Raw genomic sequence first — 13364 nt, 5'->3', positions numbered from 1 at the left:
AAATAAGACCGTATTTCGAAAAATGCGATTTTATAAATATTTGATCAAATATATTTTTCACTGAATATTTTCTCAACAGGTCTGCGGGTTCAATTTTGGGTCAGCGACACATGGGTCCACAACCGCTTTGGAATTGGGAAACGCTCAAAGCAAAGGCGGAACACATGGAAAAGCATCGCGGGCCACTATAACCAGTCGGCTTCCGGTTTCGACTGCGGTCCGGCCAAAGTCGCTTCAGGCGTGCTCGACCACGTAACGGACGAGCCACTAGTGCTGGAAAAGATGCATACCTCTTCTGCTGGCAGGCCGCGCCATCCCATAAGCACTGAAAATTCGTTCGGGCTGATCATCTTCAGGCAGATGGCAACGGTATTCAATTGAAGAACTGCAGGGGAGCGCTGCAGTTCGCCAACACAGCCACCGGGTGATCCCGAGCCAACATCAATCCGAGAGTTAATCGATCCGATCACCTTCTTTTAGATTTAGCCCCCCACCTGCCAACCGATGACCACGCCTACTGCCGCGCCGCGAACTCGCACCAGAGCGGCAGATGATCGCTCACGCGCCAGCTCATGGATTGCGGCGTCAGCCTGGGCTCGGCCTGGAACACCATGTCCCTGAAATTGAAGCCGCCTGCGCTGAGAAATTCCATGCCCAGCGCAAACGCGCCGGCCTCTTCGCAGAACCAGGCGATCTGATCGTAATATTTCGGCGGCTTGCCATCGGCTTTGAAGCTGACCGTCCGCGGCAGGCCATCAAGCTCGGGCGGCACGTAGAGGCCGGTGGAGCGGAAGGCCAGATCATTCACATCGCCCTGCTGGTCGATATTGAAATCGCCCAGCACCATCAGCGAATGGCCCCAGCTGGCGGTATCCTTGGCCCAGTCTTTCAGCCAGGCGGCGATGGCCTTGAGCTCCGGCGTCCGGTCGGCATAGCCCTTGCCGTAGAGCACGTGCATGGTCACCAGGATGAAGGTTTCCCGCCCCGACTGGAAACTCACCGCATAGGGGCTGCGGGCAAATTGCCGGAAGGGTGATCCGGGCTCCACGCCCAGCCTGGCCAGGACCTTGTCATCGTCCGGCACCGTCAGCTCGCCGGCCAGGCCCGACAGCCGCACGCGCGCCGCGTCGAACACATAGGCCATGCGCTCATTATTGCCCGCCGCGCCGCGATTGACGTCGGTCATCAGGAATTGCCAGCCCGGCCCCAGCGTCTTCATCAGCTCGCGCAGGCTTTTGAACTCGCCGCGCACCTCCTGCAGCGCAATCACGTCAAAGCGCGACACGATCTCGGCAATGTAAGCAAGGCCGCGCCAGTTGCGCTTGGGGCTGTCATTCTCATCCGAGCGCCAGGCCTGCGTCAGCCCGCCGAAGGCGCGCACATTCCACGTCGCCAGCAGAAGATTGCGCCCCACGGCCCGCTTGGCCGGGATCTGCCGGTCCAGCGCGGCGCGCAGGACCGCCATCTCCTCGCGCATGGCCGTAATGGAGCGGCTTTCGGCCTCGTCCTGCGACGCCGCCTTGCGCCAGTCCGGCAATCCACTCATGCCCGCCTCCCCGCCATCTCACGCGAAGAGTTTACACGCAAAAGCGGCGGAACGGGAGGGGGAGGGGGAATGGGTAGTGGGACCTCTCCCCCCCGCCCCTTGCATTGCCGCCCCGGCCCCCGCGCTCTACGCTGGCGCTGAGGCACTCCCGGAGGCAAGGCTTTGGACTATTTTCTGTTTGCGATTTTTCTGGCCACCTGCGCCGTGCCGGCGGCGGCCGGCGCGCTGTTCAAGCCGGGCGAGTGGTATCGCGGGCTCGACAAGCCGGCCTGGACGCCGCCCAACCTGCTCTTCCCGATCATCTGGGCGATCCTCTACCTCTCCATGTCCGTCGCGGCGGCGCGGGTCGGGACGTATGACGGGGCCGTGCCGGCGATCGCGCTGTGGGGCCTGCAGATCGGCATCAATACGCTGTGGTCGGCGGTGTTCTTCGGCCTGCACCGCATCCTCACCGGCGTGATCATCATCGCCCTGCTCTGGGTAGCGGTCGTGGCCACCGTGATCGCGTTTGCGACCCACGAGCTGCTGGCCGCCGCCCTGCTCGTCCCGTACCTGATCTGGGGCACCTATGCGTTTGCCCTCAACCTGTCGGTCTGGCGGCGCAATCGCGCACCGCAGCCAAAGCCGTTCGCACGCTGAACCGGCACCTTGACCTCCAAACCGGCAGGTTTGAACTCCGTAGAGCGCCATCCTGAACTCATAAACACAGGGGCACGACCCCTCCGAAGCGGGGATAGATCTCCGGGCCGAAGCGGGGACAGACGCCGGTGCCAGGGCGGGGATAGGCGTGTGGCCGCCGGCCGGACCAGGGGGAGGATAACCGGCGGATGCCAGCCCGGCCTGCGGCCCGTTTCACCGCCAGGCGTGAACCCCTTCGGCAATATGGCGTCCATCGTCCTGCGGCCCGATCCCGGCAGCCGTCAGGATCGTCGTCATGGCCGGGCTTTGTGGCACCAGAACCAGATGCCAGCCCGCCGCGGCGGCGCTGATGCGCACATCCCCGGACACGGTCAGCGCGCTGCTGGTGCCACCCAGTTCAGCGGCCAGCCCGGCTCCGGCGCAGCGCACCGGGCCACTGAGCACCGGGGCGTCCAGGCCCTGCGCCGCGGCGGCATCGGCCAGGCCGGCGATCCGCACCTGGCCCTCAGCCGAGACACAGTCGCCACCGCGCCCTGCCAGCGTCAGATCCGCGATCTGGACGGGGGCTGAGGCCAGAATGCGCCAGACGTGCGGCACCGATGGCCCCAGCGTGCCGCCGCCCGCAGGGTTCACCCGGACCATGCCGGCCTCGATCCGCCATGCATCGCCGCGCAGATGCGCACGGCCCGAACCGGTCACACTGGAATCAGACACGTGCCAGCGCGCGTCCACCGCCCCTGTGAGCAAGGCCCACGGGGACAGGCGCGCCTCCACATGGCCCAGTGTCACGCCCGCGATCTGCACATCGCGCCACTGGCTGCGCCAGATCGTGCCCGTCACCTCGCGCGCACTCACGCCCTGACCTGTCAGCCAGATCTGGTGCACCAGCGCCGCCGGGGCGAGCGCCACGAGACCGGTGACAAAACCGGCCGCGAGGACGGCGATGATCAGCCCGCGGCGCATCACGCAGCCCCTTCGCGCGCCAGCAGGACCTGCGTGCGGACCTGTCCGCCGGGCAGGCGCTCCAGCGCCGCACGGCGCACGGCGATCCGGTCACGCGCGGCCAGTTCGCCCAGCCAGACCATCACCAGATCAGGGTCCGCGGCATCTATCCACACATTGAGCCGGCCTGACTCGTCGGGCAGTACCCGCGACAGCACCAGTCCCGAGCGCGCGGCGGCACCGGCGACCACCGACCGGATCGTTTCGTCTTGCACTGTTGTGGCGGGCGCTTCGACGGCCAGCACCCGGTATCGCGCCACGCCCTGCGCCACTGCTTCGTACTGGGCGACCGCCACGGCATGGCGCGCACCGGCTGCATCACGCCAGCCCATGACCGGATCAATCACCGCAAACCAGGCCACCAGCGCCAGGCTCACGGCGGCACCGGCCGCCAGCAGAACCTGTTCGCGGGCGGTGCGCCCGGCCCACATCGCCGCCGCCTGGGTCTTCGCCGCGCGCATCATGACTGCTCTCCGATCTGGAAATCGCCCACGACGCCGCCGTCCACCTGGCGCGCGCCGGTGTCTTCCACGCTGAGCCCCAGCTCGGCTGCGGCGGCGCGCAGGCGTTCAAAATCGCTGAACTCGCGATAGCGCGCGGTGACCGACAGGACGCCGCGTTCGGCCTCGAAACGCAGCGCCTCGACCTGCATCTCCGGCAGGCCCTGCAGCAGGCTGGCCAGGCGGGCGCTCAGCGATACAAACCGGTCCGCGCCCGATGCGCCCTCCAGCGCCCGCAGACGCTGCTGGATCTGGGCACGCGGATTGACCACGCGGCGCACCTCGGGGAAGGCCTGCGTGAAAACATCAGCCGCTGCGCTGTCATAGGCTGCGGCCCGGCGGTCCAGCCAGTAGGCCTGCCCGCCCAGGATCGCCAGGGCGAGCGCACCTGCACTCACCGCCAGAACGGCCGCGCGCGCCCAGGGCCGGGCCATGGCGGTCCAGTCGATCCGCGCGGACAGCGCATCGCCCAGCAGGCGCGGCCAGGCGCGGGCTTCGGCGGTGGTGATCAGACCTGCCAGACGGGCGAAATCGGGCTCGGGCACAGGCCGCGCGTCCAGCCCGGCCTGCCGGCATATATCCAGCGCCGCGGGGCTGGCCAGCAGGGCCTCGTGGCCCTGCGCCAGGTCACCGATCACATCTCGCGCCAGCAACGCCGGCGCCGCACCGGCCATCATCGGCCCTTGCCCGGCCCGGGCCCAGACGATCCGCTCGGCGTCCAGATGCAGGGCGATCCCCTCCTGCGGTGTCAGCAGCGCAGCGTCGGGCAGGACGTGAACCGGACGCACGCCCAGATGCGCGGCCAGAGCCGCCCAGCGCGCCACCAGCGCCGCATCCGCCGCCACGATCAGGCGCAGCCCGCCCGCGTCCGCCGGCCCGCAGGCGATCGTCTGCGTATCCAGCGGCGAGGCCAGCGCATCCTCGATCATGTAGGGCGCGGCCTGTTGCGCCTCACGCTCGCTGCGCGCAGGCGCGGTCAGGCGGGCAGCAAAGACCGTATGGGCCGGGATCAGGGCCAGCGTGCGCGCGGGGTGCTCCCCGGCTGTCCAGGCAAGCGCATCCCCCGCGCGCGCCCATCCCTCGCGCAGGCGGCGTCCGTCGGCGTCCGTCAGCACCCAGTGCACCGGATCCTCGGGCAGGGCCTCCGGTCCGGGCAGAAACAGCACAAGGGTTTGGGTCACAAAACCGCTCCCTGTATGGCCGGGAAGCGCGCCACCGCGCCGCCGGTTTCGATGCGGATCAACTGGCGCCGCGACAAGGCCGCCCGGTCCAGCCGGACGTCGAGATGCAGCTCAAACCAGTCCGAGCGTAGGGCCACCCGCGTTGCGGGCCGCGCCTCTTCCTCAAGCGCTGCAAAGGCCGGGTCGCGCCAGACCTGGTCCATGTTGGAAAAGCCCGAGCTTGGCCGCCGGAAAACCACGCCCGCCGCCGCCGCCGGACTGATGGCCCCGTCCGTCATCGCCGTGATCAGGACGCTCTGCTCGCTACGCAGCGTATTGAGGTTCAGCGGCGGCTGGTCCGGTGTCGGCAATACGCACACGAAAGGCTCGATGCGGGCGAACAGCGCAGGGGTCATCACCGGCAAGGCGCGCAGCTCGGCCAGCTCGGTGAGCGGCTGATTGGCCGCGCGCCGGCGCTGGCCGTCCCGGGTCATGTAATCCTCTGTGCCGCCGGGCCGGACGCCGGCGTCGGGGTCGATCCAGTCGGCAGCCTGGGCGATCAGGCTTTCACTGTCCGCAAGCGGCAGATCAAGCGCGCTGAAGAGCACGCGGAACCGCTCCGCCGCCGCCTCATCCGCGTCGCGCTGATCAGCGCCGGAGTACAGCGCGTTCACATTCAGGCAGTTGTGGCGATCCAGAATGGCACCGGCCAGGTGCCCGCCATCAACGTCAAACACCCGCGCCCGGCCATCCCACGGCCCGTCGGGCGTGGCGGCCTGGCCCGCCGGCCCGCGCGCGCGGATCAGCATCGCTTCGCTGAACGCCGCAGCGCCATCGAGAAACGCCTCCGCCTGAAGCCGGTCGTCCAGCACACCTGCGCGCAACAGCCCGGCGCGCATGTGCTCCACCAGCGACAGCGACACCGCCGACATCAGCGCCACCGCCAGAAGCGCCGTGATCAGCGCGCCGCCTGTATCGCCGCGCCAGGTCATGACGGGGCCGCTCCAGCCGGGATCACCGCCACATGCTCCACCGCACGGCCCAGATCATCGAGATAGCGCAGGCGCACCGCGCGCGGTGCCGGATAGCCGGTCTCGCCCGGACGGCCCTGTACCGGATCAGGCCGCCAGGCGCGGCCATAGAGAAAGGCGATCTCCACATCGCTCACCGCCTCGGCCAGCACGCGCCGCGCCGGCGGGCCATCGTGTGCATCCGGATCGGTCCAGACCGCGCGCACCAGCGCACCGCCTTCAACCCGCCAGGCAACGCGGTGCAGGCTGGAACGCGGCGCGCCATCGGGATTGGCGCGGCCGCGGCGGGTCAGGGACACCAACTCGTGCCTCTCGCCGCGCCCGAGCCCTGCCGCGCGCGCCTGATCCAGCGCCGGGCCGCGCAGGGCACCATCTTCGGTGCGATAGGGCCGCATCACCAGCTGGCTGGCGTCCTCTCGCAGCAGGGTGCGCACGATCTGCATGGAGGCGAGGCGCTCGGCCGCCGCCTCCTGCCGGGCGCGGCCATCCAGAGCGGAGATGATCAGGCCCGTCGACAGGGCACCGGCGATGGCGAACACCAACAGGGCGGCCAATGCCTCGACCAGCGTGAACCCGGCCTCGCGCGTCATGATGGACGCCTCTGGAATGCGGTCAGGGTGTAGACCGGTGCCGCGCCGGACGCGTCTGCTTCGGTCAGTGTGATGTCGATGCGCTGCAGATCCGGGTCCGCCGTGGCCATCAGCTCAAGACGCCAGTCATAGGCCCGCCCCGCCATCTCGATGCGCCCCTGACCGGAGGGAACCCCGTCGGGATGATCGAGGCGCGCTTCGACCAGCACGGTTTCAGCGCCCAGCGCCGCCAGCGTGCGGGTCTCGGCAAACACGGCCGCACGCGCCGAATGGGTCAGGGCGCTGACCAGCGCCAGCCCGGCGATGGCCAGCACGCTCAACGCCGCCAGCACCTCGATCAGGGAAAACCCGCCATCACGCGCCATCATCGGCTCCGATATCGCCGCCGGGCGCGATCTGGATGCGCCGCACACCGCCCGGCCCCGTCAGGCGGTAGACCCTATCCCCCTCGCCGCCAGCGGCATCAAACCAGAGATCAGGCCCCTCGCCGCCAGGGGCTGCATCGGGCCTGACATGGCCCGCCAGCCGGACATCGCCTGTGAACCGGTAAGGGCCCAGCGCACGGTCCTGCCGGCGCACGCGCCAGCCTTCGCCCGTCCAGTCGAAGAACACATAGCCGCCGCCATCAGCGTCCGCCGCGAACCCGATCACGCCGCCTGAGGTCTCCGCCTCGCGCCGTGCGGTCTCCAGGCGCAGGATCAGGCGGTCGGCCTCCTGCGCCTCAGGCGACAGGCGTGCAGGCAGCATGGCCACCGCCATGACGCTGACCATCGCCATGATTGCGAGCGCCGCCAGGACCTCGATCAGGGAGAACCCGGCATCTTCACGGGCAGGCTGGCGCGACGGCATCATCCGTTCGACCAGTTCCCGATATCGGCGTTGGCGTCCTCGCCGCCCGGACGGCCGTCAGCGCCCAGGGTCCAGATATCGTACCGGCCGTTCTCACCCGGAAAAAGGTATTCATAGGCACCGCCCCACGGGTCTTCGGGCAGCCGATTGATGTACCCGCCATCGGGATAGCGCGCCGCCAGACGGGGATCGCCCGGCGCGGTCACCAGCACCTCCAGCCCCTCATCCGTCGTGGGGTATCGCCCCATGTCCAGGCGGAACATTTCAATCGCCTGCTCTATCCGTCCGATATCGGCACGCGCCTTCTCGATCCGCGCCCGGTCCTGGCTGGGCAGCACATTGAGCACCACCACGGTGGCCAGAAGGCCGATGATGACGACGACGACCATGATCTCCACCAGGGTGAAACCGGCCTCGCGGTCTGTGTTCGCAGCCTGTTGCATGGGTTCAGTCCCTCCTTGTCCTCAGCCCAGCGCCAGCGTGTTGAGCTGGAGAATGGGCAGCAGCACAGACAGAACGATGAGCGCCACTAGGCCGCCCATCACGATAATGATCCCCGGCTCCAGAAGGCTCAGCGCCACGCTGGCGGCGGCGTCGATATCGGCCTCCAGCCGGGCCGCCGCGCGCAGCATCATCGGCTCCAGCGCGCCCGACCGCTCGCCCGCCGCGATCATGCTCAGCGCCAGCGGCGGCATGATGTTCGCTGCGGACAGGGCATCGGTCAGATTGCGGCCGGTCTCCACCGCTTCGATCACGGATCTCACCGCATCGCGCACGGCGCTATTGGAGGTGGCGTCGCGCGCCGCGCGCAGCGCATCGGGCAGCACGCCGCCCGCGCCCAGAATAATGGCCGCCGTGCGCGCAAAGCGTGCCGCCTCCACTTCCCGGATCATGGCCCCGATACCCGGCGCGCGCAGCCACAGCCGGTCGAGGCGCGCCTTCACGGCGGGCCGCGAGGTCAGATACCGCAGCCCCAAGACCAGCGCGGCGATCCCTGCCAGAATGAAGGGCCAGCCCGCCTGAAGCGTTTCGGAAACGGCGATCACCGCCCGGGTCAGAACCGGCAGACCGACCCCCATGGAGGTGAACTGCTCAGCCAGGCGCGGCACAATGGCCACCATCAGCACGCCACACACGGTGAGGGCCGTGATCGCCAGTACGATCGGATAGACCAGCGCCGCGGTCAGGCGCCGCGACAGGGCCTCGGACGCCTCCAGATGAGCCGCGAGCCGGTCGAGCACCTGGCCCAGTGCCCCGCTGGCCTCGCCCGCCGCGATCGTCGCAATGAACACCGGGGAGAAACTGTCCTCAAACCCCGCCAGCGCCGCCGACAGGCGCTCACCTTCATTGACGCGCGCGCGCAGGCCCAGAACCAGCCGCCGCGCGGCGGGCGACCCGGCCTGTCCCGCGACCGCGCCCAGCGCTTCCGCTACGGGCAGGCCCGCCTCGATGAGGGTTGCCAGCTGGCGCGTCACCAGCAGGCGCTCACGCTTGCTCAGGCGCGACCGCGTGGCCCGGTGCAGCCGGGCTGGTGTGCCGGCGCGCTGGCGTGCGTCCGCCTGCACGACTTCCAGTGGTGCCAGATCACGCTGGCGCAAGGCGCGCCGCGCAGCCGCCCCGCTATCGGCTGAAATCAGCCCGCGCTTGCGCTTTCCGGCCGGGTCGAGGGCAAGATACTCAAACGCCGGCATGGCGCTCGCCCTCCTCGCGGCAGACGCGCAGGACTTCAGACAAGGTCGTCACACCCTCGCGCGCCATCTCCAGACCGGCGTCGAACAGGCCGCCGCCCTGTCCGTGAGCATGGGCAGCCAGCGCACTTTCGCGGGCGTCCTCATGGATCAGGGCGCGCAGGGTGTCGTCGATAGTTATGACTTCATAGACGCCCTGGCGCCCGGCATAACCCTGATGGCGGCACGCCGGACAACCGCGCGCGCGGTACAGCGTCAGGGGTCCGGACACGCCGGCCAGGGCGCGCTCGCGCGCGTCCGCCTCATACGGCTCGCGGCAATGGGTGCACAGCTTGCGCACCAGCCGCTGGGCCAGCACCACCGACAGCGTGCTGGCCAGAAGATAGCTCTCAACACCCATATCGCGCAGACGCGCAATCGCCGCCGCCGCCGAATTGGTATGCACGGTGGACAACACCAGATGCCCTGTCAGGCTGGCCTGCACCGCGATCCGCGCCGTCTCGGCGTCGCGGATTTCGCCCACCATCACCACGTCGGGGTCCTGGCGCAGGATCGCGCGCAGCCCGGCGGCGAACGTCATCCCGACGCGCGCATTGACCTGGGTCTGGCCCACGCCGTCCAGGGCGTATTCGACCGGGTCTTCCACGGTCAGGATATTGCGCGTGCGGTCATTGAGCCGGGTCAGTCCGGCATAGAGCGTGGTCGTCTTGCCCGACCCGGTCGGTCCGGTGACCAGAACAATTCCGTTGGGCTGGGCCAGACCCGTCTCGTAGGCGGTGCGCACGGCGTCCGGCATGGCCAGCGCGTCGAGGCTCAACAGCGCGGTAGACTTGTCCAGCAGGCGCAGTACCACCCGCTCGCCATGGCGCGCCGGCAGGGTGGACACACGCACATCCACACCGCGCCCGGCCAGCGACAGGGTCACCCGGCCATCCTGGGGCACGCGGCGCTCGGCAATATCGAGCCGCGCCATCACCTTGATGCGCGACACCACGCCCGGTGCCAGTCGCGGTGCCAGGCTGATGCGCTCCGACAGAATGCCGTCCAGGCGAAAGCGCACGGAGACGCGGTCTTCAAACGGCTCGACATGAATATCCGACGCCCCGGCCTGGATCGCCTCGGCGATCAGCCCGTTGATCAGCCGGATCACCGGCGCATCGGAATCCGACGCCAGCAGGTCTTCGGCCGCCGGCATGTCCTCGATCAGGCGCGACAGGCTGTCGGCGTCATCCGCCCCGGCCGCCGCGTCGCCGGCCAACGCGGCGCTGGCGTAAATGTCCGACAAGGCCCGGTCATAGGCGGCACCATCCAGCTGGCGCACCACGGCTGCGCGCCCGTCCGGGCCGGCGGCGCGGATCGCCTCGGCCAGGCTGAGCGCGCGCGCACCTTCGCGCATCAGCATGACCGGCGGTTCACCGGGCTGAAGCGCAACGCCCTGCTCGCGCGCGAAGCCGTAGGTGAGCAGCGTCATTCGCCAGGCACCTCGCTGCTGGCTTCTTCACGGCGCGGGGGCGGTGCGTTGCTCAGCAGCGCAGCCAGCTCCTCAAGTCCTGCCGACGGCGCGCCGGTGGTCCCTGAATGCATCCCGGCATAAGCGCGCAGGGCCAGATCGCGCATGTCCTGCGGGCTGCGCACGATGACCGGACGGATGAACACCACCAGATTGGTGCGCCCGCCCGACCGGGACTCGCTGCGGAAGGCGCGGCCCAGCAGCGGGATCGAGCCCAGCACGGGCACGCGGCTTTCGCCCACCTGCTCATCGCGCTCCATAAGCCCGCCCAGCACGATGATCTCGCCATCATCGGCCAGCACCGTGGTCTCGATCGCCCGGTTATTGGTGATCAGCTCGGCGAAGTTCGCGCTGACCGGTCCCGCCACCGATGAGACTTCCTGGCGCAGATAGAGCCTGATCGTGTCGCCATCACTGATCTGCGGGCGCACGCGCAGCTGCACGCCGACATCCTGGCGCTCGATGGTGCGGAACGGATTCGTATTTGCCGAGCCCAGCACCTCGCCCGTGGTGATCGGGATTTGCTGGCCGACAATGATGGACGCTTCCTCATTGTCCAGCGTGACGATCGAGGGCTTGGACAGAATGTTCGATTCCCCGTCCTGTTCCAGCGCGCTGAGGATCAGGCCGAACGTGGTGCCCGAATTATTCTGCCCGCCCACGCCCGCCAGAGCGCCGCGCGCGCCCAGCAAAGACGTCGCCGCGCCCTGGCGCAGGGTTTCGCTCAGTTCGTCATCGCCGCGTGCGGTGAGCGCGCCCGCAATGGCCAGGATATCCGGCCCGCCATAGCGCGTTGCAAAGAAGGGAACGGCGCTGTCCTGATTACCTGATAAAAGCAGCTGCACGCCCAGATCCCGCGCCGCCTGATCAGACATTTCCACGATGATCGCCTCGACCATCACCTGCGGCCGGCGGATGTCCAGCTGTCGGATGACCAGCTCCAGCTCGCGCAAATGGTCCGGATCGGCGTTCAGCACCAGCGTGTTGGTCGCCGGATGGTGAGCGATGGCCGCGCGCCGGACGCCCTGTCCGCCTGCTTCCGAAGTGGGCCCGAGGCGCGCCGACACCTGTTCCAGGATTGGCAGAAGCCCGGCCCCGTCAGCGTGACTGAGCGGGATCGCCCGGAAGCTCTGATTGGACCGGCTGGCCGCATCAACCCGCTGGATCAGCGCCATCATCTCGCGCACAGCGCTGGCTTCACCGCGCAGCAACAAGGTGTTGGACGCGGGGATGGGTGCGGCAACCAGCGCCAGGCGGCGATTATCCTCACCCTGAAACGCCGGTGCGCGCAGACGGTCCACCACCTGGGCCATGTCGGCCGCGGCGACATTCTCCAGGGCCACCAGTTCGATCAGCGTGCTGTCGCGGTCCAGCGCGCCCAGCGCATCGCGGATTGCAGACACGTTCGAGGCGAAATCGACGATCACAACGGCATTGCCGCTTTCCAGGGCCGTGATGGTGCCTACAGCGCTGCTCATGGAGGCCAGAGTGCGGGCAGCCTCGCGGGCGCTGGCCGCGTTCAGGCGCACAACGGACGTGACGAACCCGCTGGTGTCGGCGCGAACCAGCGGCGCGCCGGAGCGGGCACCCTCGCGTTCGGGCCGTATCTGGTAGACGCCGGGCGAGGTGGGCACGGCCACATAGCCGTGCACCCGCAAGGTCGCCTGGAACACCTGGAAGATTTCCTCCCGGTCCAGCGGTCCCTGGGAGGCGATATTGACCACCCCGCGCAGCTGGGGGTCGGTCACGAAAGTGTAGCCGGTCAACTGCGAGATATCCTCGATGAAGGCCTGGATTTCTGCATTGCGGAAGTTCAGCGTCGCGCTGCCGTCCTGACGCGCCTCGCCGGGTGCCGTGACCAGGCAGGCTGCGCACATCAGCGCAACAAGGCGCAAGGCCGGGATAAATCGATTCATGGGACGCGCCCTTCCGTCATGTCGGTTTCAAGAACAATGCGTGCGCCCTGACGCTCTATGGTCAGCGTGCGGGGTGGCCTTCCACCCGCAAGGGCGGCTTCAATGCGTGATGCGCTGTCCCGGTCGAGCGCGGTGCCATCCACGTGGGTCACCACATCGCCCTGGCCCAGGCCGAATGCCGCCAGGGGGCCGGGTCCGCCCTCGAGGCGCCAGCCGCCGCTCTCCACCAGGGTGAAGCGCACGCCCGCCAGCGTGATCTGCGCCGCTGTCTGCGGGGCGGCGCGGGCGCGCTGGCGGCTGCGCTCATCGAGATAAAGCACTTCGCGCGCCCCGCGCCGGGTGATGACCACATAATCCTCATGCACCGAGTGCAGCACCACGCCCGGCTCGATCTCGCTGCCGACGAGAATGCTGCGTTGTCCCGAGGCCCCCGCCTCCAGGATCGCCGAGCCCGTGCCGCCGCCTTCGGTGCGCACGCCAAACAGGTTCAGGCTGAGCCGGGTTTCGGGCAGCGACGCGATGTCCGTTGGCGCAGCGCCGGCACCGGGCGCGGAGAACAGACCCCTCAATTCGGTCGCGGCGACCGATTGCGGGGCACGCACGTCCGACGCTGTCATGGGCTGCGGCGCAGGCAGCTGGGCCCTGTATGCGCCGAACGCGGCCAGCCAGATCGCACCGGCCAGCAGCCAGCCCACCAGCGCCGCCAGGGCCAGCTCCACCGCAATACGCACAGCCTGCGCCGGTGCGCCGGTCAGATTTGTAACAAGAAAGCCCCGATTATGCGCTGTCATGATGGCGCCACCCGCTGCAGACAGACGGCTTTAACGCAGGTTCATGACAATCGTGCAATACCGGTTACTGGCCATTGCAGAGACCGCTGGCCAGACACACTCAGGCCGCCCGGACAGTCTAGTGTCCGGGCGGCCTGTTGCA

Annotated in this window: 14 protein-coding genes; 1 reads left to right on the top strand and 13 read right to left on the bottom strand. The window is 68.6% G+C overall.

Annotated features, from left to right (window positions below; genetic code table 11):
* Positions 1-514 precede the first annotated feature (514 nt).
* A complete protein-coding gene (locus L2D00_01725) occupies positions 515-1546 on the bottom strand; it encodes an endonuclease/exonuclease/phosphatase family protein (protein WBQ13417.1) in 1032 nt (343 codons plus the stop codon).
* A gap of 162 nt (positions 1547-1708) precedes the next feature.
* Between L2D00_01725 and L2D00_01720 the strand changes: the two genes are divergently transcribed.
* Entirely contained in the window at positions 1709-2185 is a 477-nt protein-coding gene (locus L2D00_01720) for a tryptophan-rich sensory protein (GenBank protein WBQ13416.1), read from the top strand.
* Positions 2186-2398: 213 nt separating this feature from the next.
* Here L2D00_01720 and L2D00_01715 read toward each other — a convergent pair whose 3' ends face one another.
* Genes L2D00_01715 through L2D00_01660 form a run of 12 tightly spaced genes read right to left on the bottom strand, consistent with a single transcriptional unit; the run spans position 2399 to position 13222 of the window.
* Entirely contained in the window at positions 2399-3148 is a 750-nt protein-coding gene (locus tag L2D00_01715; protein ID WBQ13415.1) for a type II secretion system protein N, read from the bottom strand.
* Complete coding sequence (locus tag L2D00_01710) at positions 3148-3651, bottom strand: type II secretion system protein M (GenBank protein ID WBQ13414.1); 504 nt, start codon at positions 3649-3651, stop codon at positions 3148-3150. The genes L2D00_01715 and L2D00_01710 overlap by 1 nt, the downstream gene beginning before the upstream one ends.
* Complete coding sequence (gspL, locus tag L2D00_01705) at positions 3648-4868, bottom strand: type II secretion system protein GspL (GenBank protein WBQ13413.1); 1221 nt, start codon at positions 4866-4868, stop codon at positions 3648-3650. The genes L2D00_01710 and gspL overlap by 4 nt, the downstream gene beginning before the upstream one ends.
* Positions 4865-5839: a type II secretion system minor pseudopilin GspK gene (gene gspK, locus L2D00_01700; protein WBQ13412.1), complete on the bottom strand. Its 975-nt coding sequence runs from the start codon at positions 5837-5839 to the stop codon at positions 4865-4867. The genes gspL and gspK overlap by 4 nt, the downstream gene beginning before the upstream one ends.
* A complete protein-coding gene (gspJ, locus tag L2D00_01695) occupies positions 5836-6468 on the bottom strand; it encodes a type II secretion system minor pseudopilin GspJ (GenBank protein ID WBQ13411.1) in 633 nt (210 codons plus the stop codon). Before gspJ ends, gspK begins: the two co-directional genes overlap by 4 nt.
* A complete protein-coding gene (gene gspI, locus L2D00_01690) occupies positions 6465-6833 on the bottom strand; it encodes a type II secretion system minor pseudopilin GspI (protein WBQ13410.1) in 369 nt (122 codons plus the stop codon). The genes gspJ and gspI overlap by 4 nt, the downstream gene beginning before the upstream one ends.
* Entirely contained in the window at positions 6823-7320 is a 498-nt protein-coding gene (locus L2D00_01685; GenBank protein WBQ13409.1) for a GspH/FimT family pseudopilin, read from the bottom strand. Before L2D00_01685 ends, gspI begins: the two co-directional genes overlap by 11 nt.
* On the bottom strand, positions 7317-7760 hold the full coding sequence (gene gspG / locus L2D00_01680; GenBank protein WBQ13408.1) for a type II secretion system major pseudopilin GspG: 444 nt from the start codon (positions 7758-7760) through the stop codon (positions 7317-7319). Before gspG ends, L2D00_01685 begins: the two co-directional genes overlap by 4 nt.
* A gap of 21 nt (positions 7761-7781) precedes the next feature.
* Complete coding sequence (locus L2D00_01675; GenBank protein WBQ13407.1) at positions 7782-9008, bottom strand: type II secretion system F family protein; 1227 nt, start codon at positions 9006-9008, stop codon at positions 7782-7784.
* Positions 8995-10476 (bottom strand): type II secretion system ATPase GspE, encoded by a 1482-nt coding sequence (gspE, locus tag L2D00_01670; GenBank protein WBQ13406.1) that lies wholly within the window; start codon positions 10474-10476, stop codon positions 8995-8997. The genes L2D00_01675 and gspE overlap by 14 nt, the downstream gene beginning before the upstream one ends.
* Positions 10473-12431 (bottom strand): type II secretion system secretin GspD, encoded by a 1959-nt coding sequence (gspD, locus tag L2D00_01665; protein WBQ13405.1) that lies wholly within the window; start codon positions 12429-12431, stop codon positions 10473-10475. The genes gspE and gspD overlap by 4 nt, the downstream gene beginning before the upstream one ends.
* Positions 12428-13222, bottom strand: a complete 795-nt coding sequence (locus L2D00_01660; protein ID WBQ13404.1) for a hypothetical protein — start codon at positions 13220-13222, stop codon at positions 12428-12430. Before L2D00_01660 ends, gspD begins: the two co-directional genes overlap by 4 nt.
* Positions 13223-13364: the final 142 nt, after the last annotated feature.

This window comes from Hyphomonadaceae bacterium BL14 (genome assembly GCA_027627705.1).
GTDB lineage: Bacteria > Pseudomonadota > Alphaproteobacteria > Caulobacterales > Maricaulaceae > Oceanicaulis.
Note: the sequence above shows the minus strand (reverse complement) of the source record. Positions and strands in the feature narration are given on the sequence as shown.